This is a genomic window from Streptomyces sp. NBC_01622 (genome assembly GCF_045209635.1).
Classification (GTDB): domain Bacteria; phylum Actinomycetota; class Actinomycetes; order Streptomycetales; family Streptomycetaceae; genus Streptomyces.
Genome location: NZ_CP109293.1, coordinates 10,115,201 through 10,135,082 on the forward strand (window position 1 = coordinate 10,115,201; position 19,882 = coordinate 10,135,082).

16 protein-coding genes and 1 pseudogene are annotated in these 19,882 nt (G+C 70.8%); 9 read left to right on the plus strand and 8 right to left on the minus strand.

The features are described 5' to 3' along the window. The first annotated feature begins 235 nt into the window (after positions 1-235). Entirely contained in the window at positions 236-1,621 is a 1,386-nt protein-coding gene (locus OH768_RS46860; RefSeq protein WP_406463071.1) for a glycoside hydrolase family 43 protein, read from the plus strand. A 13-nt stretch (positions 1,622-1,634) separates the two neighbouring features. Here the strand turns inward: OH768_RS46860 and OH768_RS46865 are convergent, their stop codons facing one another. Further along, positions 1,635-3,086 carry a PucR family transcriptional regulator gene (locus OH768_RS46865; RefSeq protein ID WP_406463072.1) on the minus strand — a complete coding sequence of 484 codons (1,452 nt, stop codon included), beginning with the start codon at positions 3,084-3,086 and terminating at the stop codon, positions 1,635-1,637. A 103-nt stretch (positions 3,087-3,189) separates the two neighbouring features. Here OH768_RS46865 and OH768_RS46870 point away from each other — a divergent pair, with 103 nt between their 5' ends. Genes OH768_RS46870 through OH768_RS46880 form a run of 3 tightly spaced genes read left to right on the plus strand, consistent with a single transcriptional unit; the run spans position 3,190 to position 6,596 of the window. After that, positions 3,190-4,728 (plus strand): purine-cytosine permease family protein, encoded by a 1,539-nt coding sequence (locus tag OH768_RS46870; protein ID WP_406463074.1) that lies wholly within the window; start codon positions 3,190-3,192, stop codon positions 4,726-4,728. Between the two features lie 29 nt (positions 4,729-4,757). After that, positions 4,758-5,156 (plus strand): nuclear transport factor 2 family protein, encoded by a 399-nt coding sequence (locus tag OH768_RS46875; protein ID WP_406463075.1) that lies wholly within the window; start codon positions 4,758-4,760, stop codon positions 5,154-5,156. Between the two features lie 15 nt (positions 5,157-5,171). Further along, positions 5,172-6,596: a gamma-aminobutyraldehyde dehydrogenase gene (locus OH768_RS46880; protein WP_406463077.1), complete on the plus strand. Its 1,425-nt coding sequence runs from the start codon at positions 5,172-5,174 to the stop codon at positions 6,594-6,596. On the opposite strand, the gene OH768_RS46885 is transcribed toward OH768_RS46880, so the two are convergent. The 4 genes from OH768_RS46885 to OH768_RS46900 form a co-directional block, all read right to left on the minus strand. Beyond that, on the minus strand, positions 6,588-7,538 hold the full coding sequence (locus tag OH768_RS46885) for a hypothetical protein (protein WP_406463079.1): 951 nt from the start codon (positions 7,536-7,538) through the stop codon (positions 6,588-6,590). The genes OH768_RS46880 and OH768_RS46885 overlap by 9 nt on opposite strands. Before the next feature lie 48 nt (positions 7,539-7,586). Further along, the gene (locus OH768_RS46890; RefSeq protein ID WP_406463081.1) at positions 7,587-8,849 is read right to left on the minus strand and encodes a cation:proton antiporter; all 1,263 of its coding nucleotides are present in this window, start codon (positions 8,847-8,849) and stop codon (positions 7,587-7,589) included. Between the two features lie 304 nt (positions 8,850-9,153). After that, positions 9,154-10,530: a Fic family protein gene (locus tag OH768_RS46895; RefSeq protein WP_406463083.1), complete on the minus strand. Its 1,377-nt coding sequence runs from the start codon at positions 10,528-10,530 to the stop codon at positions 9,154-9,156. Between the two features lie 61 nt (positions 10,531-10,591). After that, positions 10,592-11,899, minus strand: a complete 1,308-nt coding sequence (locus tag OH768_RS46900; protein ID WP_406463085.1) for an MFS transporter — start codon at positions 11,897-11,899, stop codon at positions 10,592-10,594. 461 nt (positions 11,900-12,360) lie between these two features. Here OH768_RS46900 and OH768_RS46905 point away from each other — a divergent pair, with 461 nt between their 5' ends. Then, on the plus strand, positions 12,361-12,906 hold the full coding sequence (locus tag OH768_RS46905; protein WP_406463086.1) for a CGNR zinc finger domain-containing protein: 546 nt from the start codon (positions 12,361-12,363) through the stop codon (positions 12,904-12,906). Positions 12,907-12,991: 85 nt separating this feature from the next. On the opposite strand, the gene OH768_RS46910 is transcribed toward OH768_RS46905, so the two are convergent. After that, complete coding sequence (locus OH768_RS46910; RefSeq protein WP_406463088.1) at positions 12,992-14,230, minus strand: MalY/PatB family protein; 1,239 nt, start codon at positions 14,228-14,230, stop codon at positions 12,992-12,994. Then, positions 14,227-14,694 (minus strand): DinB family protein, encoded by a 468-nt coding sequence (locus tag OH768_RS46915; RefSeq protein WP_406463090.1) that lies wholly within the window; start codon positions 14,692-14,694, stop codon positions 14,227-14,229. Before OH768_RS46915 ends, OH768_RS46910 begins: the two co-directional genes overlap by 4 nt. 547 nt (positions 14,695-15,241) lie before the next feature. Between OH768_RS46915 and OH768_RS46920 the strand changes: the two genes are divergently transcribed. The 4 genes from OH768_RS46920 (at position 15,242) to OH768_RS46935 (ending at position 18,507) form a co-directional block, all read left to right on the plus strand. Continuing rightward, positions 15,242-15,949, plus strand: a complete 708-nt coding sequence (locus OH768_RS46920) for a TetR/AcrR family transcriptional regulator (RefSeq protein WP_406463092.1) — start codon at positions 15,242-15,244, stop codon at positions 15,947-15,949. 239 nt (positions 15,950-16,188) lie between these two features. Continuing rightward, positions 16,189-17,106: an ABC transporter ATP-binding protein gene (locus OH768_RS46925; RefSeq protein ID WP_406463094.1), complete on the plus strand. Its 918-nt coding sequence runs from the start codon at positions 16,189-16,191 to the stop codon at positions 17,104-17,106. After that, positions 17,106-17,855, plus strand: a complete 750-nt coding sequence (locus tag OH768_RS46930) for an ABC transporter permease (RefSeq protein WP_406463096.1) — start codon at positions 17,106-17,108, stop codon at positions 17,853-17,855. Before OH768_RS46925 ends, OH768_RS46930 begins: the two co-directional genes overlap by 1 nt. Before the next feature lie 46 nt (positions 17,856-17,901). Further along, positions 17,902-18,507: an ABC transporter permease gene (locus OH768_RS46935; protein WP_406463097.1), complete on the plus strand. Its 606-nt coding sequence runs from the start codon at positions 17,902-17,904 to the stop codon at positions 18,505-18,507. A 63-nt stretch (positions 18,508-18,570) separates the two neighbouring features. Here OH768_RS46935 and OH768_RS46940 read toward each other — a convergent pair. Continuing rightward, positions 18,571-19,857 (minus strand): annotated as a pseudogene (locus tag OH768_RS46940) (purple acid phosphatase family protein). Positions 19,858-19,882: the final 25 nt, after the last annotated feature.

Sequence of the window (19,882 nt, forward strand, 5' to 3'; positions counted from 1 at the left end):
CGGCACCTCCGGAGCGGGTGGTCCACCGAACGGTAACGGCCGGGCGCCCGGCGTGGTGCGGATGCGGCAACTTCCGGCGTGGTGTGGATGGTTGACGGTCCGCCACAGGCTTCCCACAGAGATCGTCCAGCACTGCGCAAACCATTGACGTGTTCCTGACCCACCCCTACCTTCTGACCGAATTCACGAACCGCGTTCGACATGGCGAACGTCCGAGTCTCCGGGAGAGCCGCCCGTGACCACACGTCCCCCCACACCGTCCCGCCGTGCCCTGCTGCGCGCGCTGGCCGCCCTGCCCGCCTCGGCACTCGTCCTGGGCGAGGCCCCCGGACTGCTCGGCACGGCTCTGGCCGCCGCCCCGTCGAGCGGCTACGCCACCCGCTACACGATCGTCCCGTTCCTCAACAGCGACGACGGCACCGTCAACGTCTACCAGTCCGACGACGCCACCGACTTCCGCCTCGTCCAGGCCTCCGCCTACACCCCGCCCAGCAACCGCATCCGCGACGCCAGCGTGTTCAAGCACACCGACGGCTACTACCTGACGTACACCACCCACACCTGGGAGGACGTCAGCACCACCATCGGCTTCGCCCGCAGCACCGACCGCGTCAACTGGACCTTCCTCTACGACTACACGGTCCCGATCACCAACCTGTCCCGCGCCTGGGCCCCCGAGTGGTTCGTCGACAGCGACGGCAGCGTCAACGTCATCGTGTCCTGCTCGACCACCGACGACGAGTGGATCTTCACGCCGTACCGGCTGAAGGCCACCAACTCCGCGCTCACCGCCTGGAGTTCACCGGTCGCCCTGTCCGGCATCGGCTCCAACCACATCGACACGTACATCGTGCGCATCGGCTCGACCTACCACGCGTTCACGAAGAACGAGACGGCCAAGTACATCGAGTACGGCACCGCCACCAGCCTGACCGGCCCCTACACGATCTCCAGGACCGGCGACTGGGCCGGCTGGGGCAGCTACCGCGAGGGCCCCTCGGTCGTCCAGCTCGACAACGGCGGCTGGCGGATCTTCTTCGACGGCTACGGCGACGGCAACTACTACTACAGCGACAGCTACGACACCTTCGCCACCTGGTCCGCGCCGACCGCGCTCACCACCCTCTCCGGCACGGCACGCCACTTCACGGTCATCAAGGAGACGGTGTCGGGCGGCCCGAGCCTCGCGGCCGGCGTCACCCGCTCCTTCCAGTCCGCCAACTACACCACCCGCTACTGGCAGGAGGTGTCCTCCCTGCTCAACCTGCCGGTGGTGACCAGCGCGAGCACCACCGCGCTGAAGCAGGCGTCCACGTTCACGGTTGTCGCGGGCCTCGCCGACGCGACCGGCTTCTCGTTCCGGGACAGCGCGGGCAACTACCTGCGCCACTACGACTTCCGGGGCCGCTTCGACGCCGGCGACGGCACGACTACGTTCGCGAAGGACGCCACGTTCTACGCCCGGACCGGCGCCACGACCGGCTCGCTCCGCTTCGAGTCGTACAACTACCCCGGCTACTACCTGCGCCACTACAACTACCAACTCCGGGTGGACCCGACAGACGGCACGGACCTCTTCCGTACGGACAGCTCGTTCGTGCCGGTGACGGCCTGGGCCTGAGCGCGGGCGGTGCTCAGTCGGTGAGGCCCAGTGCCCCCGCCGCCTGGATCGCCAGCCAGACTTCGGCCAGCGCCCCCGTCGACGTCAGGTCGCGGTGGGTGAGGGTGCCGAAGCGGCGCAGCCGGTAGGCGAGGGTGTTCGGATGGATGTGCAGGGCCGCCGCGGCCGTGTCGGTGCGGCGGTCCCGCTCCATCCAGGTGCGGGCGGAGACCAGCAGCTGCGAGTCGTGGGCCTCGTCGTAGCGCAGGACCTCGCCGAGCACGTGCTCGACCAGTGCCGTCAGGACGGCCGGGTCGTCGGGCAACCAGCGGCCGGTCGCGTCGTCGCCGTAGCGGACGACGGGTCGGCCCGACTCCATCGCCTTGGAGACCGCCCAGAGCGCCTCGCGCTGGGCGACCCGCAGCGCGGCTCCGGGCAGGAAGGGGCGGCTCATCCCGGCCGCCACGCCCGGCAGTTCACCGATGGCCACGGTCAGCTCCGGCGCGCCCAGGACATAGCGGTCCTCGCCCCGGGTGAGCAGCAGATGGGGGTGGTCCTCCAGACAGCGCAGCAGCGCCTCGTCGGTGGTGTGGCGCACCACGAGGAGCACGGTGTCGCCGTCGATCGCGTGCCGGGCGAGCCGGCGGCGCGCCGCCTCCGGGTCGAGGACCTCCTGTAGCAGTTCGGCCAGGGTCTCCGCGCCCTCGCGGCGCAGCGTCTCGCGTTCGTTGCGCACCATCGCGAGCCGCAGCGCCGCCACGGTGGCGATGTGCTGGGCGACGGCGAGCCCCGCGGGCTGGGCGCCCTGCCGCTCGTAGGCGACGAGGAAGCCCGCCGGGCCGCCGGGCGCGGGCACCGGCAGGACGAATCCGCCGGGCACGGTCGGCGGGGCGTCGACGGAGGCCGGCAGGACGGTGGGATCCGGCACGGGGACGCCGGGCAGCAGCGGGCGGCCCTGTGGCGTGCACAGATAGACGTCGTAGCCCGAGAGGTCTTCGAGGCGGCGCAGCAGGGCCGGTGTGTCCAGGTCCTCGGCGACCAGCCAGCGCAGCGCGCCGAAGACCTGGAGCTGGGCGCCCAGCCGGTGCCGGGCGTCCTCCTGGACGGCGGCCGCGACCTCCTGCGAGACCGCGATGAACGGGACGGCGAGCGGCACTTCAAGCACCGGGAAGCCACGCTCCTCCGCCGCGCGGAAGAACGCCTCGTGCAGCGGCGGCATGTGCAGCTGCGCGGAGAGCGCGAGCGCGGACACTCCGGCGTCGTCCAGCCGCTCCAGATAGGCGCGCTGTCCGGCCGCCGTACGGGGCACCGCGAGACCCGTCGTCATGATCACCTCGGCGCCCAGCAGCCAGGGCGTCGGATCGGTGAGCTCGCTGGCGTGCGCCCAGGACACGGACCTGCCGAGCCCGCCGCGGCCGGCCTTCACGGAGAGCTGCAGCGCGGGGAAGGCGAGCAGATCCTCGACGGTCACTTTGTTTCCAGCCACAAAAGGAAGCCTATCGCTCCGTGACCGACACAATTGTCGCCGGTCGTGCGCGGGCCACAGACTGTGGAACCGGCCCCTCGCATGAACGGAAGGTGGAGCGCCAGTGACGACCTCGATCACGGAAATCGAGACCTACGGCGTCGAACGGATCCCGGACGAGGACCGCACGGCCCGCCCGGTCGACCTGTTCCGGCTCGCCTTCGGCGGTGCCAACACCTTCGCCACCTGTGTGCTGGGCGCCTTCCCGATCCTCTTCGGCCTCTCCTTCTGGCAGGGCCTCGCCGCCACCGTCCTCGGCCTGGTCGCGGGCGCGCTGCTGCTGGCCCCGATGGCCCTGTTCGGCCCCACCAACGGCACGAACAACGCCGTCTCCTCCTCCGCCCACCTGGGCGTGCACGGCAGGGTCGTCGGCTCGTTCCTCTCCCTGCTCACCGCCGTCGCGTTCTTCTCCATCTCCGTGTGGTCCTCGGGTGACGCGCTCGTCGGCGGCGCACATCGCCTCGTCGACGTCCCCGAGTCGGACGTCACCTACGGCATCGCGTACGCGGTCTTCGCCGGGCTCGTCCTGGCCGTCTGCGTCTACGGCTTCAAGTTCATGCTGCTGGTCAACAAGATCGCGGTGCTGGCCGCGTCGGCCCTCTTCGTGCTCGGCGCCTTCGCCTTCGCCGGCGACTTCGACCCCGGATACGCGGGCACCTTCGCCTCCACCGCCGACCCGCTGTTCTGGCCTTCGTTCATCGGCGCCGCCCTGATCGTGCTCTCCAACCCGGTCTCCTTCGGCGCGTTCCTCGGCGACTGGTCCCGCTACATCCCGGCCGGGGCCCCGCGCCGCCGGGTGATGGGCGCCGCGTTCCTCGCCCAGCTCGCCACCCTGCTGCCGTTCCTCTTCGGCCTGGCCACCGCGTCGATCATCGCCTCGAAGGCCGCGAAGTACGTCGACCCGGCCGCCCCGAACTACGTCGGCGGGCTCCTCGCCGTCTCGCCCGGCTGGTACTTCCTGCCGCTGTGCCTGATCGCCCTGATCGGCGGCCTCTCCACCGGCACGACGTCCCTCTACGGCACGGGCCTCGACTTCTCCAGCGTCTTCACGCGCTTCAGCCGAGTCCAGGCCACCTTCTTCATCGGCGCCCTGTCGATCGGGTTCATCTTCGTCGGCCGCTTCGCGCTGAACCTCACGCAGTCCATCTCGACCTTCGCGACGCTGATCATCACCTGTACCGCGCCCTGGATGATCGTCATGACGCTCGGCTACGTCACCCGGCGCGGCTGGTACGACCCGGACGCCCTGCAGGTCTTCAACCGCCGTCAGCGCGGCGGCCGTTACTGGTTCACGCACGGCTGGAACTGGCGCGGCATGTCCACCTGGCTGGTCTCCGCCGTCGTGGCCCTTCTGTTCACCAACCTCCCCGGCCAGTTCGTCGGCCCGCTCGGCGACCTCGCGGGCGGCACCGACATCTCACTGCCGGTCGGCCTCGCCCTCGCGGTCGTCCTCTACCTGGCCCTGCTCACCGTGTTCCCCGAGCCGCGCGAGGTGTACGGACCGGCAGGACCCCGCTTCGTCCGGCCCTCCGACGCACCGGTGCCGCCGATCACCGGCGGCGGCACCGAGGAGCCCGTCACCGAGCCCGCGGCGGCCCACTGATCCCCCTGATCCCACGCAAGGAGCCGTGCATGAGCACCACCACCGTCCAGGAAGTCCGGGCCGCCGCGGACGCGCTCGTCGCCGCCTTCGCCGAGGGCCGCATCGACGACTACTTCGGCGCCTTCGCCCCGGACGCGAGCTTCGTCTTCCACACCACCCCGCAGCGGCTCGGCTCCACCGCCGAGTACCGCGCGCTGTGGCAGCGGTGGGTGGACGAGGACGGTTTCCGCATCCTCGGCTGCACCTCCTCCGCCCAGCTGATCCAGCCCTTCGGTGACACGGCCGTCTTCAGCCACGACGTGGAGACCCGGATCGCCACCGACTCCGGCGAGGAGACCGTCCAGGAGCGGGAGACCATCGTCTTCGCCCGTGCCGACGGCGGCTGGGTCGCCGTACACGAGCATCTGTCCGCCCGCAGCGCCGCCTGACCAGGAGTGACGTCCATGAGCACGACCTTCCGCAACTACATCGACGGTGCGTTCGCGGACGCCTCGGACGGCCGCACCCTCGATGTGGTGGACCCCACCACCGGTGACGTCTACGCGACCTCCCCGCTCTCCGGGGCGGCCGACGTCGACGCGGCGATGGCCGCCGCCGCAGCGGCGTTCCCCGTCTGGCGCGACACCACCCCGTCCGTACGGCAGCGCGCGCTGTTGAAGATCGCCGACGCGATGGAGGCGAGGGACGACGAACTGGTCGCCGTCGAGAGCCGCGACACCGGCAAGCCGCTGCACCTCACCCGCAGCGAGGAACTCGCCCCCGCCATCGACCAGATCCGCTTCTTCGCGGGCGCGGCGCGGATGCTCGAAGGGCGTTCGGCAGGCGAGTACATGGAGGGCATGACCTCGATCATCAGGCGCGAGCCCGTCGGTGTGTGCGCACAGGTCGCGCCCTGGAACTACCCGCTGCTGATGGCCGTTTGGAAGTTCGCGCCCGCGCTGGCGGCCGGCAACGCGGTGGTCCTCAAGCCCTCGGACACCACCCCGGCCTCCACCGTCCTGCTGGCCGAGATCATCGGCTCGATCGTTCCCAAGGGCGTCTTCAACGTGGTCTGCGGCGACCGCGACACCGGCCGGCTGATGGTGGAGCACCCCACCCCCGCGATGGCCTCCATCACCGGCTCGGTACGCGCCGGCATCCAGGTCGCCCAGAGCGCGGCGAAGGACGTCAAGCGCGTCCACCTGGAACTCGGCGGCAAGGCTCCGGCGGTGGTCTTCGAGGACGCCGACCTGGACAAGGCGGTCGAGGACCTGGTCGTCGGCGGCTTCTTCAACGCCGGCCAGGACTGCACGGCCGCGACCCGGGTCCTGGTCCACGAGTCGGTGCACGACGAGTTCGTGGCCGCGCTCGCGAAGGCGGCGGCGGAGACGAAGACGGGCCTGCCGGACGACGAGGACGTGCTCTACGGCCCCCTCAACAACGCGGGCCAGCTCGCCCAGGTCAGCGGCTTCGTCGAGCGCCTCCCCGAGCACGCCAGGATCGAGACGGGCGGCCACCGGGTCGGCGACAAGGGCTACTTCTACGCCCCGACCGTCGTCTCCGGCCTCCGCCAGGACGACGAGATCGTCCAGAACGAGGTCTTCGGCCCGGTCATGACCGTCCAGTCCTTCACCGACGAGGCCGAGGCCGTGCGCTACGCCAACGGCGTCGACTACGCGCTGGCCTCCTCGGTGTGGACCAGGGACCACGCGCGGGCGATGCGGATGTCGAAGAACCTCGACTTCGGCTGCGTCTGGATCAACACCCACATGGCACTCGTCGCCGAGATGCCGCACGGCGGCTTCAAGAAGTCCGGCTACGGCAAGGACCTTTCGGCCTACGGCTTCGAGGACTACACCCGGATCAAGCACGTCATGACGTCACTCTGACCTGAGGGCGGCCAGAGCCTGCCAGCGGTCCTCCCGCGCCGGATCGACGCTGCTGCGCCACACCAGCGTCCCGCCGATCAGCCCGGGCTCGTCCCGGGGCGCGAGGGCCGGGGCTTCGAGCGCGTCGGCGATCTCTTCCAGGTAGGTCACCAGCGTGTCGCGCTCGTCGTCGGCGTGGTCGTCGTAGCGCGACCACCGCCCGAGGAAGCCGGTCTCCGTGTCCAGGTAGAGCCCCGAGACACGGTCGGCGGGACTGTCCGCGGCGACCGGAATCCAGCCCGGCCGCCACACGGTGATCCGCTCCTCCTCGGGACGACCGGCGTTCGCGGTGTCCAGGTGGGCCTGGGCGTCCGTCTTCATCCGGTGTACGGCGGCCACCGCGTCCAGGGGCAGCAGCGCCCGGTTGCCCGGCAGACAGCCCCGACCGTCGGACCCGTCGTCGCCCGCGCTCAGCAGCCACAGGACGGTCAGCTCGACCGGTATCCGCACCCCGAGCTCACTCTCCAGCGCGGCGACGGCGGCCGGTTCGGCGCCGGTGCGGAGGGCGGCGTAGGAGTCGGGCGCGTTGTCCCGGAGCCACAGCGTGATCCGGCGCCAGGCATCCGCGACCTCCCGCACGGTGACCGCGGTGACATCGGGACCGGCGGGCAACTCCCGTTCCTGCTCCGCCTCTTGCGCGTCATAGGGTTCGGCGGACGGAGCCAGGGCGACGTACCGGATCTCGATCCGGTCGGGTTCGTGGAGGTAGCCGACGGTCAGTGCGGGACAGTCCTCGAACAACTCGCCGTCGACCAGCACCGTACGGATTCCGGGCAGGTGCGAGGGCACCCCCATCTCCGGGTCGTCGGCGAGCTGCCCCGCCACGGCTTTCAGCGCGTAGGGAGCACCGGCCCCGAACCGGGCGGCGGCGTCCCGCACGAGTGCGGGTATCTCGATGTCCACGGCCTGGGGCTCCTTGCGGTCGGGGGGAAGAGCGATGCGCCCCACACCCTAGGACGCCGCCGGCTCCCGACGGCTGCGGGTCATGTCCTGCGGGGTCGCCCGCAGGGCGAGGGCGCGGGGGTAGATCGCCTGGAGGAGCGGACCTGTCATGGCGGTGGTCAGTACCGCCATGACCACCATCAGCGAGTACAACCGCTCGTCCAGGATGCCGAGTTGGCGGCCGACGCTCAGGATGATCAGTTCGGTGAGACCTCGGGTGTTCATCAGGACGGCCAGGGCGGACGAGATGCGCCGGTCCAACCCGTTGGCGTAGGCGCCCGCGTACGCGCCGGCGAGCTTGCCGCCCACCGCCACCAGCAGGATCAGCGCCAACTGCCCGAGGTCGGACCAGTCGAGTCGGGACAGGTCCACCTGGAGACCGGCGACCAGGAAGAACACCGGGAGCAGCAGCACGTTGTTCACCGGCCCGACCCGTTCGTGCAGATCGGCCCGCAGCCGCTCCGACCCCGAGCGCGGGACGACCGCCCCGAACAGGAACGCCCCGAAGATGAAGTGCAGCCCCATCCACTCGGTGGCCGCCCCCGACACCAGCAGCCCGGCGAACGCCGTGGCCAGCAGCACCGCGGTCGGCTGTGCGACAACCCCCGGCCGCTTCAACAGCCGCCCCAGCAGCCACCGTACGGGGTAGCGCATCAGCAGCAGAAACGGCAGGAACAGCAGCGCCCGTTCGGGGTTGCCGCCCGGCGCGACGATGGCCACCACCACGGCCAGCAGCGACCAGGCCAGTACGTCGGCGAGGGCGGCGCAGCACAGCGCCAGTGCGCCCAGCGGGGTGTGGTCCAGGTTCCGGTCGGTGAGGATCCGGGCCAGCACCGGGAACGCGGTGATGGACATGGCGGCGCCCATGAAGAGGACGAAGCCCAGATGGTTGGGGCTGGGATGGTCGCGCAGGAGGTACGAGCCGAGCGCCATGCCCAGGCCGCACGGCAGCAGCAGTGAGGCCAGCGAGACGGAGGCGGCGATCCGGCCGGTGCCGCGCACCATGCCGCGGTCGAACTCCAGGCCCACCAGGAACATGAAGACGGCGACCCCGACATCGGCCAGGGCGGTCAGGAACGGCCGGATGCCGTTCGGCAGCAGCGCGTGCGAGACGGCGCCGTCGAACAGGGTGGGGCCGAGCAGGACGCCGGCCAGGATCTCGCCGACGACCGGGGGCTGCCCGAGTCTGCGCGCGAGCGCGCCGAACAGGGCTGCCGCGACGATGACGACGGCGAGGCCGGCCAGTAAGGCGGATGCTTGGGAGGAGGTCATGGCGCGATGGACTCCTTGTGCCGGGGGGCGCCGCGACGGGTGCCGGGGGTGCCGCGACGTGGGGGTCCTCGTTTGGCCCGGACGAAATCGTGCCACCTCGGGCCGAAGCTACGGTGCCGGTCCTCCGACGGCATCGGTACTGCGTTAACGGGATGGCGACGCGGTGGGACGGGCCCGACCCGATCGAGGAGCCGACCTGTGCATGAATCCGCGATTGAGGATTTCGTCGGCGACACCTCGCTCTTCCTCTTCGAAAACCCTGTGCAATTCACCGACCGGCATAGAGAAGTGGCCGGCGATTGGGTCAGTGCGATTGTTCGCGGGCGCGGCTCCGTGTCTCCCTGAGATGACAGTCGACGGAACGGGCCATGATCAGCCCGCTCTTCGGATCGTCGGCCGCCAAGCTGAAGCGGCGGATCAGGGAGACCCTGTCCAGCGCGACGCCCTCGCGGGCGAGGACGAAGACGAGGGCGAGGAAGGCGGAGCGGGCGTTGCCGTCGTCGAAGGGATGGAAGAAGCACACGTCGAGACAGGCGCGGGCGGCACGGGCCGTCAGCGGAAGGGGGCGTTCGCTGTCCCGCGCGCTCTCGGCCAGGCAGGCGTCCAGGAGTTGACGGGTGTCGGGGCCGATGCCGTAGCGCTCCCTGCCGCTCTTGGCGAAGGCGGGCAGGGTGCGGAACGACGGGGGTCGGGGTGTGCCGAGGACGTACTGCTGCCAGCCGCGCAGCAGCTCGAAGTCGAGCGCGGCACCGCGCGCCGCTTCGGCCCGCACCAGTTCCAGAGCGGCGAGCAGTCCCTCCCCGCGCGCGGTGTCCACGGCGCTGTCGAAGGTACGTACGCTCTCCGCGGCCCCGTCCCGCGACGGGACCACCGGCTCGTCCCCACCACCGTCCGGCACGTCCTCCCACGCCGTGGCCGCACGCACCGCGAGCCACCTCCGCAGATGGTCGGGCAGGGGCCCGAGGGCGGCCGCCCCTACGACGTCCTCGGGCCGCAGGGATTCCGCGATCCGTTCCGCTATGTCGTCGAGCAGTACCCGGTCGGGTGCCGTCCAGCTCTGGAACCGTCCGCCGACGGCCTGCGTGACCAGCCGCTGCGCCGCCTCGGGGTCGACGTGCCGGCTGGCGAGGAACCAGGTGAGGACCTGATCGCAGTGCCCGTACCAGCCGCTGCCGGCGCCGGTGCGGTCGGTCACGTGCAGAATCAGGTTCCGGGCGGTGGACTCCCACAGGATCCGCTGGTCCGTCAGGGCGGACAGGTCCAGCGGATACGCCTCGAACCAACTGGCCAGCTGCTCAAGCCAGTTCCGCCACTCGCACAGCCCGGCGACCACCCGGTCCAGGGTCGCCTCCGGGGTGTCCACCGAGTGCGAAGGACAGCACCAGCTCCCGACCGGCCCGCCGTCGAAGTCGCCCTCGTCGTGCGCCCACCGCCAGCCCACGGCCCAGCCGCCGTAGCGCTCATCGAGGGCGTACGACATGGCGTCGGCCCAGGGCCCGGCCACGGTCCGGTTCCAGTCGCGCAGGTCGGGGTCGCCGTAGGGGAGGTTCGGGCGGACCGGTACTTGGCGGGCCGGTCCGAGGGAGCGGACCACCCGCGCCGCGGACCCGCTGTCGAAGGGATGACGGGCCGGGTCCACCTCGTCCCAGCTCAGGGTCCTCGGGTTCAGGTCGGTCGGCACCGCGCAAGCCTGCACACCCGCCCGGCGCACGTTCAACCGAATTAGCGGCGGGCGCTGCCGGTCAACGCGGCCTCGCCGACGGCTCGTTGGAGAGGGCGGCCCTCGGCGGCCGGTCGGCGGTCGCGCGCAGCGTGGGTTCGTTGCGCAGTCGTACGAAGGTGATGGCCAGGGCGACCGCCTGGACGGCGGCGCAGCACAGGACGGCCGTGCCGAGGTGGGCAGGCGGGGTGAGGGCGACGAGGATGCCGGCCACCGGGAACGGCAGCAGCAGGAGCAGCATGGTCAGGGAGAGCGTAGTGCCGAAGGCCGTGGCCGGGATGACCAGGGAGCGCAGGGTGCGCAGTACGACGGTGAGGCCGCCGTCGCCCGCCATGAACAGCGCGACGAGGACCGTGTAGGCGGCGTAGGACGGGGCCTGCGGGAGAGCCAGGCAGGCCGCCGAAGCGAAGGTCGCGCACACCACCCCAACACCCCACAGGTCGAGCCGGCTCAGCGCCAGCCGGCAGCAGGTGACCGCCAGCAGGGTCGCCGCGGCGGCGGCGGACCACAGGGTGCCGACATCGGCGGAGGAGCGGCCGAAGTTCTCCACCACGATCACGGGGCTGGCCGACTGGAGCAGTCCGAGCGCGAGATTGGAGCAGGCCAGACCGGCCACCAGCCAGCGCAGCGCGGGCAGTCTGCGCAGCATGCGCAGCCCGGTCCGCAGCCCGCCCGGTGTCCGCTCGCCGTCCGGTCGCGCGGAGCGCAGCGGGGTGGGCGGGGTCTGCAGACCGAGCACGGCGGCCAGCAGGGACAGCGCGGTCAGACACCCGAGCATCCAGCCGGGTCCCACCAGCAGCAGGAAGCCCGCGAGCAGGGGACCGACCAGCATGGCGGTCTGGTCGATGCCGATGAGGACCGACTGCACTCCGTGCGGCCGGTGTTGGGCCCGCCGGGTCACGATCGCGCCCACCGCCTCGTTGGCGACGAAGCTGAACTGGGTGAGCGTGCCGGTCACCGCGGCCAGCACCAGCACGGTCACCGTCTCCGCGGTGCCGCGTGGCAGCACGGCCAGCGTGACCGCCGCCCCGGCCAGCACCAGGGACCGCAACAGCGAGGCCAGGAAGCACACGATGGCCGCGCCGCGCCGGTCCACGACATTGCCGGCCAGTACGAACGCGGCGATCCGGGGCGTCCACTCCAGCGCGAACGCCAGACCCGTCAGCGACGGGGACCGGGTGATCGCCAGGACGAGGAGCGGCATGGCGTACGTCGACATCGAGAACGCCAGGGCGTCACTGGTGCGGGGTGCGTAGATCCGTCGGAAAAGGCTGCCGGACGGAACGGCTGCATGGCGACCGGCGGGCGGCCGGTCCTCGTGCAGGGTCATGGCCACGGAGTGGAGGGCTTTCGGTGAGGCGTATCACGGAGGGGAAACGGGCGGCCCCCGCCCACGGCGAAAGGAATTCGCGGAGGGCGGGGGGCAGGGTAAAACGCCTACGGGCAACGGCAGTTGGGGCGTGAAATATATCGCAGCCGAGGGGTTGGGCATATCCCGCGCGCACATCTCCGCACCTTCTGTGCAAGGGATTCGCGGCATTCCCGATGCCGATATCGGAAGTGTCCGCAGATTCGTGGCCCGGGGACCGAAAGGGAAGTCGTCGCGCTCGTGTTTTCGTGGCTCCGCAGGTCTGACAGAGTCCGGAACGGAGTCTCTCCCGTTGGGCACCTGTCAATGGAGTGATGAAATCAAGACGTGCGGGTCTGTGAGCAGGGAATGAGCCTTGTTCCCCGGCCCTGGACAGTGGTTGCGTCACCTGTCAATATGGACACGTGGATGAGTTCGTTTTTGTGAGCGGGCGACTGTGTCTCGACCTGGCGGGCACCAGGCTGTGGCGCCGCAGTCTCCGTACCGAACTGCTGGGCTCTCCGGACGACCTGCGGCGCTGGATCGGCGCGGCGGGGCTCGTGGACGATCCCGGTGCCGTGGACGCCCGGGCGCTGGAGCGGGTCCGTCGGCTGCGCGAGGACGCCTACACGCTGGTCCGCAACTGGCCCCTGGGCGACAGCCCGGACAGTGCCGTCGAGGAAGCAGTCGCGGAGGTGAACGAAGCGGCTCGTCTTCCGCTGCCCAGGCACCAACTCGACGCGTCGGGGCGGGTGTCGCGCACCGGTGGCGTGGACGAGGTGCTGGGCGCGGTCGGCCGGGACGCCGTGGACCTGGTGGGTTCGCCCCAGTTCTCCCGGATGAAGGAGTGCGCCAACGACGAGTGCACGCGCCTCTTCGTGGACCTGTCCCGCTCCGGCGCCCGGCGCTGGTGCGGAATGGCGGAGTGCGGCAACAAACACAAGGCGGCCAGCTACCGGCAGCGGAAGAAGGAGCGGTCCGGGGAGTGACCCGGCGTCAAGCTCCACCGGCAGTCCGGCGGGAAGTCCGACGCGTGGGACTCGGGGACGACGGCGGTCTTCGTGGCCGGGTGGTTCACGGCGCGTATTCCTTCCGGGGCTGCTGCGGGGCGAGCGCGAGGGCCCGGGTGAGGCCGGTCAGGATGTCCTCCAACACGGCATGGGACGTGGCGAAGTTGAGCCGTAGGAAGCCGTCGGCGCCGGGTCCGAAGGGGCTGCCGCCGTCGAGGAGGACGCCGCCGGTCTCCAGGACCCGTTCCACGGGCGGTTGTTCGAGCCCCAGCGGGCGGGCGTCGATCCAGGCGAGGTAGGTCGCCTCCGGCAAGTGGTGGCGCAGGTGCGGCAGTCGGGTGTGCAGCACCTGCTGCACCCGGCGGCGGTTGCGGTCCAGGACGGTCAGCAGGTCACGCTGCCATGCGTCGCCGTCCCGCCACGCGGCCTCGGTCGCGACCACCCCGAGCGGGGACACCGTGCCGTACAGGTCCGGGGGTTGGGCGTCGCGCAGCGCGAGGAGCCGGTCCGGGCCGTAGTGCGTGACGGCGCAGCGGATCGCGGCGAGGTTGAACGACTTGGTGGCGGACGTCAGTGTCACGGTCCTGCGGGCCGCGTCGGGAGAGAGGCTCGCGAAGGGGATGTGCCGGTGCGGGGCGTGGACCAGTTCGGCGTGGATCTCGTCGCTGACGACCAGCAGGTCGTGCCGCCGGGCGATGGCGGCGGTCTCCTCCAACTCGGCGCGGGTCAGGACGCGGCCCGTCGGGTTGTGCGGGTTCACCAGCACCAGGACCTTGCAGCCCGACCGGGAGACCGCGGCGTCCAGCGCTGCGAAGTCCATCCGCCACCCCTCGTCCGTGTCCTCCATCGGGACGGGCACGGCGACGCGCCCCATGGTCGTCAACGTGGCAAGGAACGGCGGGTAGTTGGGGGTCTGGATCGCGACCGCGTCGCCCGGGCCCGTCGCCAGGTGGAGGACGAGTTGGAGGCACTGGATCAGGTCGGTCTGCTCGCGTACCCGGTCCGCGTGCGCCGTCCAGCCGTAGCGGTCGGTCATCCGCCGGGCGAAGGCGGTGCGCAGCGGGCTGCCGTCGGGCCAGTCCGGGTAGCCGAGGTCGCGTCGCTCGACGGCGGCGCGCAGCGCGTCGGTCACGGCCGGCGGGACCGGGAAGTCCATGTCGGCCACCCAGGCGGGCAGTACGTCCGGCGCCGGTCGGTGCCACTTCACACTGGAGCGGGCGCGCAGCCGGTCCCGGTCCAGGTCGTCGAAGCCGGGCAGCCGTGGCGTCCCGGTGCTCACGTCGGTGCTCGTGTCGGCGCTCATGAGGAAGCTCCCTGCTTCAGCAGATCGCGGGTGATCTGTATCTGGCCGTGGTGCTGGGCGAGTTCTTCGAGGACGTGCAGTTGCACGCCCGCCACGCTCAGGGGGCGGTCCGGTCCCTCGAATTCGGCGGGCGGCGTGTTGCGCGGCACCGAAGTGGGGGTGACCGGAGCGAGATCGGCCGCCAACTGCTCGCACAGCGCGTCGACCTGCTTGCGCAGGTCGGCGGCGCGCCCCGTGGCCGTGAACTCGGCGGCGCGGTCACGGTCGACCTCGCGCCCCGCGACGACATGGCCGGTCCAGTAGTCGGCGACCGCCGCACAGTGGTACGCGATCGCGTAGACGGAGTTCGCGCCGGGCAGCGGCGGGCGGGTGTTCCCCAGGTCGTCGCCCAGCTCCTCCAGCACGCCGAGCATGCCGTCGAAGGCGCGCCGCAGGAAGTACAGGTACTCGTTCTGATCTTGCACGGCAAGGATTCCTCATCGGTGGGCCGTGTCACCGTTCTGTGTGGTGACGTCGCCAGAGTGATGCACGCCGCGTCACCTGTCAACGAGGTAACAGCCCTGAGGGAAATGCAGACCACAGCCAGGAAGGCGGAGCGTCACTGTGCGGGAGGGCGAGAAACGCTCACCCCATGGACAGGTGATTTTCGGGCTCCGTCGGACATGCCCGGTGTGACGGTGCGGCCCGGGAGCGGCGTGCCCTGGATGAGCCGGCGGAGGTGCGGCCGGCGCATCGCCCAGGACCGGTAGGCGAGGGCGAGGCGGTGCTGCCGGGCCCCAGGGTGGGTCTGAGCCCGGACGATTCGCCGGACGCGAGTTGTCGCAGCGCGAGCTCCTTGATCTCCGACCGTGTCTGTTCCCTGAAGCGCTCCCGGGGCGTGGGGATGCGTGTCGTCACGGTGACCTCCTCTGTCGGTCACGGCCGTGCCGGTCGTGGCCGATGGGCGCTACTGTGTACCTCGTTAGTTATTGCATGTAGCGAACATTAGTGACGATCCCAGGAGGATGGGGCATGGCAACCCAGGCGCGCAGTCCGCGGGAGCGGTACCGGGAGCAGACCCGCTCGGAGATCAAGGAAGTGGCCGTACGCCAGCTCGCCGCCGGTGGTGTCGAGAGCGTGGCCCTGCTGCGGATCGCCAAGGAGATCGGGATGTCGGGCCCGGCGCTCTACCGCTACTACGCGAGCCGGGACGACCTGCTTGCCGAGCTGGTCCTCGACGCCTACACGGATGCCGCCGAGACCGTCCACGCGGTGGACATCGAAGGCGGCGGACGCGCGGCGCTGCATGCCCTGACGAGGGCCTATCGGGCGTGGGCGGTGGTGAATCCGCATCTCTACCTGCTCGTCCAGGGCACCCCGGTGGCGGGCTTCACCACTCCGCCCGAGACCGTGTTGCGGGCCCGGTCCGTCCTCGGGCCGTTCCTGCCGGTCTTCGCGGAGGGCCGGCCGCTGGCCGGTCTCGACCCGCTGCTGGCGGAGTTCCAGGTCTGGCTGCGCGAGGAGCGGGACGTGACGGCGTGGGTCGCGCAGTGGACGGGCCGGGACCCAGCCGACCCGGCGGCGGCCGTCGCGCTGACCGGCGCCATCATGGCCTGGCCGCAGATCCACGGCACCGTGGGCCTGGAGACCGCGGGCCAGTTCACCGGCATGGGGCACGACCCCGCCACGCTGCTCGACGTGCAGACGACGATCCTGGCGGACGCCTTCCAGCTCCGCTGACACCCTCGCCCTCGCGGGCGCAGCACCACTGACCAGCTCTTTCGAGCCCTGTCGGCCATCGCCGGCAGGGCTCTTTCGCGTTTCGCCCCGGGGCATCTCCAGGAGCATCTTGCTAGATACAGTCGTGACAGTTACGCTCTATAACGGAAGCGTCGATGTGTCGCGCAACAACATGCGTTTTGTGTGTGCGTCACGCCGTGCCACCCCTCGCCTCATCTCGCCCATAGGAGGAGCCCACCGTGATCGAAGCAATCGGACTCACCAAACGCTACGGAGAGAAGGCCGCCGTCAACGACCTGTCCTTCACCGTGCGCGCCGGGCAGGTCACGGGCTTCCTGGGCCCCAACGGCGCCGGAAAGTCGACCACTTTGCGCATGCTGCTCGGCCTGGACCGCCCGACGTCCGGCACCGCGCTCATCGACGGCCGGCCCTACGCCTCGCTGACCCGACCCCTGCACACGGTCGGCGCACTGCTGGACGCCTCCGCCTTCCACCCCGGCCGCTCGGCACGCAGCCACCTGCGGGCCATCGCCCTCTCGAACGGCATCGGCGCCGCCCGCGTGGACGCCGTTCTCGACGAGGTCGGGCTGTCGAGTGTCGCCGGACGCCGGGTGGGCGGCTTCTCCCTCGGTATGAAGCAGCGGCTCGGCATCGCCGCCACCCTCCTCGGCGACCCCCAACTCCTCATTTTCGACGAGCCGGTGAACGGCCTCGACCCCGAGGGCGTGCACTGGATCCGCACCCTCATGCGGGACCTCGCCGCGCGGGGCCGTACGGTCTTCGTCTCCTCGCACCTGATGAGCGAGATGCAGTACACCGCCGACCACCTGGTCATCGTCGGCCGAGGCCGGCTCATCGCGGACAAGCCGCTCACGGACCTCATCGACTCCGCCGCGGGCACCCACCTGACCATCCGCACCCTCCCCGCGCGACGCGGCGAACTGGCCGCCGCCCTGGAGGCCATCGAGGCCCGGGTCGAGACCCGCGCCGACGACGCGCTCGCCGTCCGCGGCACGACTCCCCAGGAGGCGGGCATGCTCGCCCACCACCGCGGTATCCCACTCACCGAACTGTCCATCCAGCGCTCGACGTTGGAGGACGCGTACATGGCCCTCACCGACGACGCCGTCGAGTACCGGGCGAAGGAGACAGTGTGATGCGTGACGTGATCGCCTCGGAGTGGCTCAAACTCCGCTCGGTACGCTCGACCTGGTGGGCGCTGGGCGCCGCCCTCGTCCTGATGCCGCTGACCGGTCTGCTCATCGGCATGAACACGAGCTCCGATCAACTCGGCAACCCGTCCTACGACGCCCTCGACACCCTGACGGGCACGGCCATCGTGCAGTTCGCCTTCGGCGTCCTCGGTGTGCTGGCCATCTCTCCCGAGTACGGCACCGGACTGATCCGTACGACCTTCGCCGCGGTGCCGTCGCGCAGTCGGGTGATCGCGGTCAAGGCGGGCCTGCTCGCAGTGGTGTTCGCGGTCTCGGGCACGGTGATCTCGCTGGTCACGTTCCTCGTCGGACAGGCCGCTCTCCCCACGGGGCTGGGTGTCTCGCTGGGCGACCCGGGCGTCCTGCGGGCCGTGTTCGGAGCCGCCTTGTACATGGTGTTCATCGGGATGTTCGGCTTCGCGCTCGGCGCGTTGATCCGGCACACACAGGGCGCCCTGTCCGTATTGATGGCGGTGGTCTTCGTGATCATGGGCATCCTGCCGTCCCTGGTACCGCAGTCCCTCCAGGACAGCGTCGCCGCCTACTCGTTCACCGGAGTCGGCCGCTCCCTGATCGTGGTCAAACACGTCGACGGCGTGACCACTCCGCTCACCGCGCTGGTGCTGTGCCTGGTGTACGCGGCCGTCGTCCTCGTCCCCGCCTTCATCCTCACCAACCGACGCGACCCCTGAGATCCCCCAACACACTTCCCCTGTACAGCACTTGACGGAGGCCACCATGTCCCACACCACCTACAGCCAGCAGCGGTCCGCAGTGAGCGTCGTCCTCGACAACCGTCTGTCGTACGTCAGTTTCGGCCTCGCCTGGCTCGTCGGGCACGGCGTGAACGCGCTCACCCACGGCGACGATCCCGTCGTCGACCTGCCGTCCGCGCTACCGGTCTCGCTGCTCGTCGTGGGCCTGCTCGTGGGCGTGGTCGTCACCGGCGTCGTCACCTCCAAGGCGCTGCGCGGAGTCCGCGGCCCCGACGCGCTGGCCGGGAACCTGCTCGCCGCGTCCTGGCCGATCGGCTTCGGCGCCCTGTTCCTGATCATCACCGCGCTCAGCGCGGCCCTCGACGAGCAGAAGGTGCACACCCTGATGTGGCCCACGGCGTCCGGGCTCGTCGTGGGGCTCCTGTACCTCGCCGGGGGCGCCGTCTACCGCGACCGGCTCCAGTACATACTCGGCACCTGGCTCGCCCTCACCTCCTCCGCCGCGCTCTTCCTCCACGGCGCGCCCCTGTACTGGGTGCTCGCCCTCGCGGGCGGTGGCAGCTACCTCGTGGCGGCGGCCCTGGAACCCCGCCGCCACGCCAAGGCCCTGCTCGCCAGGGCGAGTTGAGACGGCGCCTGCGGACGGCGGTCACCGGCACCACGCCGGTGGCCGCCGCTCCGTGTTGTCGTCCTAGTAGCCGTGCCCGGACTTCCTCACCTTGCGGGAGACCGTGAAGCGGTCCACCTCGGCGCCGGTCGCGGCCGGCGCCCGGACCGTGAGGGTCGTCGTACGGCCCGGTGCTGCGGGGGCGACGTCGACGCGGATGAACGAGTAGCCGGTGTAGCGGGCCCGGGACCAGTCGACGTTCTCGGTGACCTTGCCGTCCTTGCCTGTCCAGTACGTCGGCACCGAGTCGATCGCGTCCTCGTGGCCCTCGTAGCTGTCGGCCACCGGGAAGCTGTACACGCTCTCGCCGCCCGCGCCCGCCGTCACGTATCCGTACGGGCCCGCAGCTCGCCGAGCCGCTTGTCGAGCCAGGCTGTCTGCTTGCCGCCGGTGTAGCCGATGTTGGCGGGGATCTCGTACGACACGTCGTTCGCGTCGACCGAGACCACGCCCACGTTGCCGTGGACGAAGGAGTAGACGCCGGGAGCTGACGTGGCGTCAAAACCGTTGCCGGGCAGGGTGAACCGTGCCTCGTTGCCGCCGTACCCGTTGGGGGAGTACCACGACTCCATGTCGTGGTTGCCGAACGCCACCATCCACGGCACCCGGCTGGAGAGCGGCTCGATCTGCGCAGATGGAACGCCGGACTCTGCGCCTGGACAAGGGCGTTGAGGCCGATCGAGGTGTAACTCGGGTTCTGGTGGTCACCGAAGGCGGTGAACGTGAACGGCCGGGTGCTGTGCGTACGGGGCGCGGTGGTGAAGGAGTAGATGGTGTGCGCCGCGCCCGGGTCGGCGGGGTCGAAGCCGTCGTGGCCGACGCCGTAGTAGTACGTCGTGTCGGGGCTCAGGTTGTCCAGCGCCGCGTGCACGTAGTACTGGTCGATGTCGGCGCTCCTGCCGATCCCGGACGGTGTGAACAGGTCACGCACCTCCGCCGGTATCCGGTGGCTCAGGTCGAGGGGACTTCTGCCGATCCGCAGGAACGGCTTGCTCACCGGCAGCGGCACCTGCCACGACACACGCATCTGGGTCCGGGGATCGGCGCCGTAGGCCAGGTGCCGGCCGAACGGCGCCACCAGCGAACCGTGCACGGTGGACGTGGTGGACGCCGGCACCAGCGTGGGCGTCGCCGCGGCCGCGACACCCCCCCCGCGCCCGCGAGGGCGGCACCGGTGGCGGCGACCGCGCCACCGCGCAGCAGACCGCGACGGGAGAAGGCGCGGCGGAGGTACTCGTGTTGCTCGGGCATGCTCAGGGTGTCGGCGAGCCGGTTGAACGACCGATTGCCGCCTGCCCATGGACTGGCCATGTCCCGCCCATCGCCTGGCTTGTCT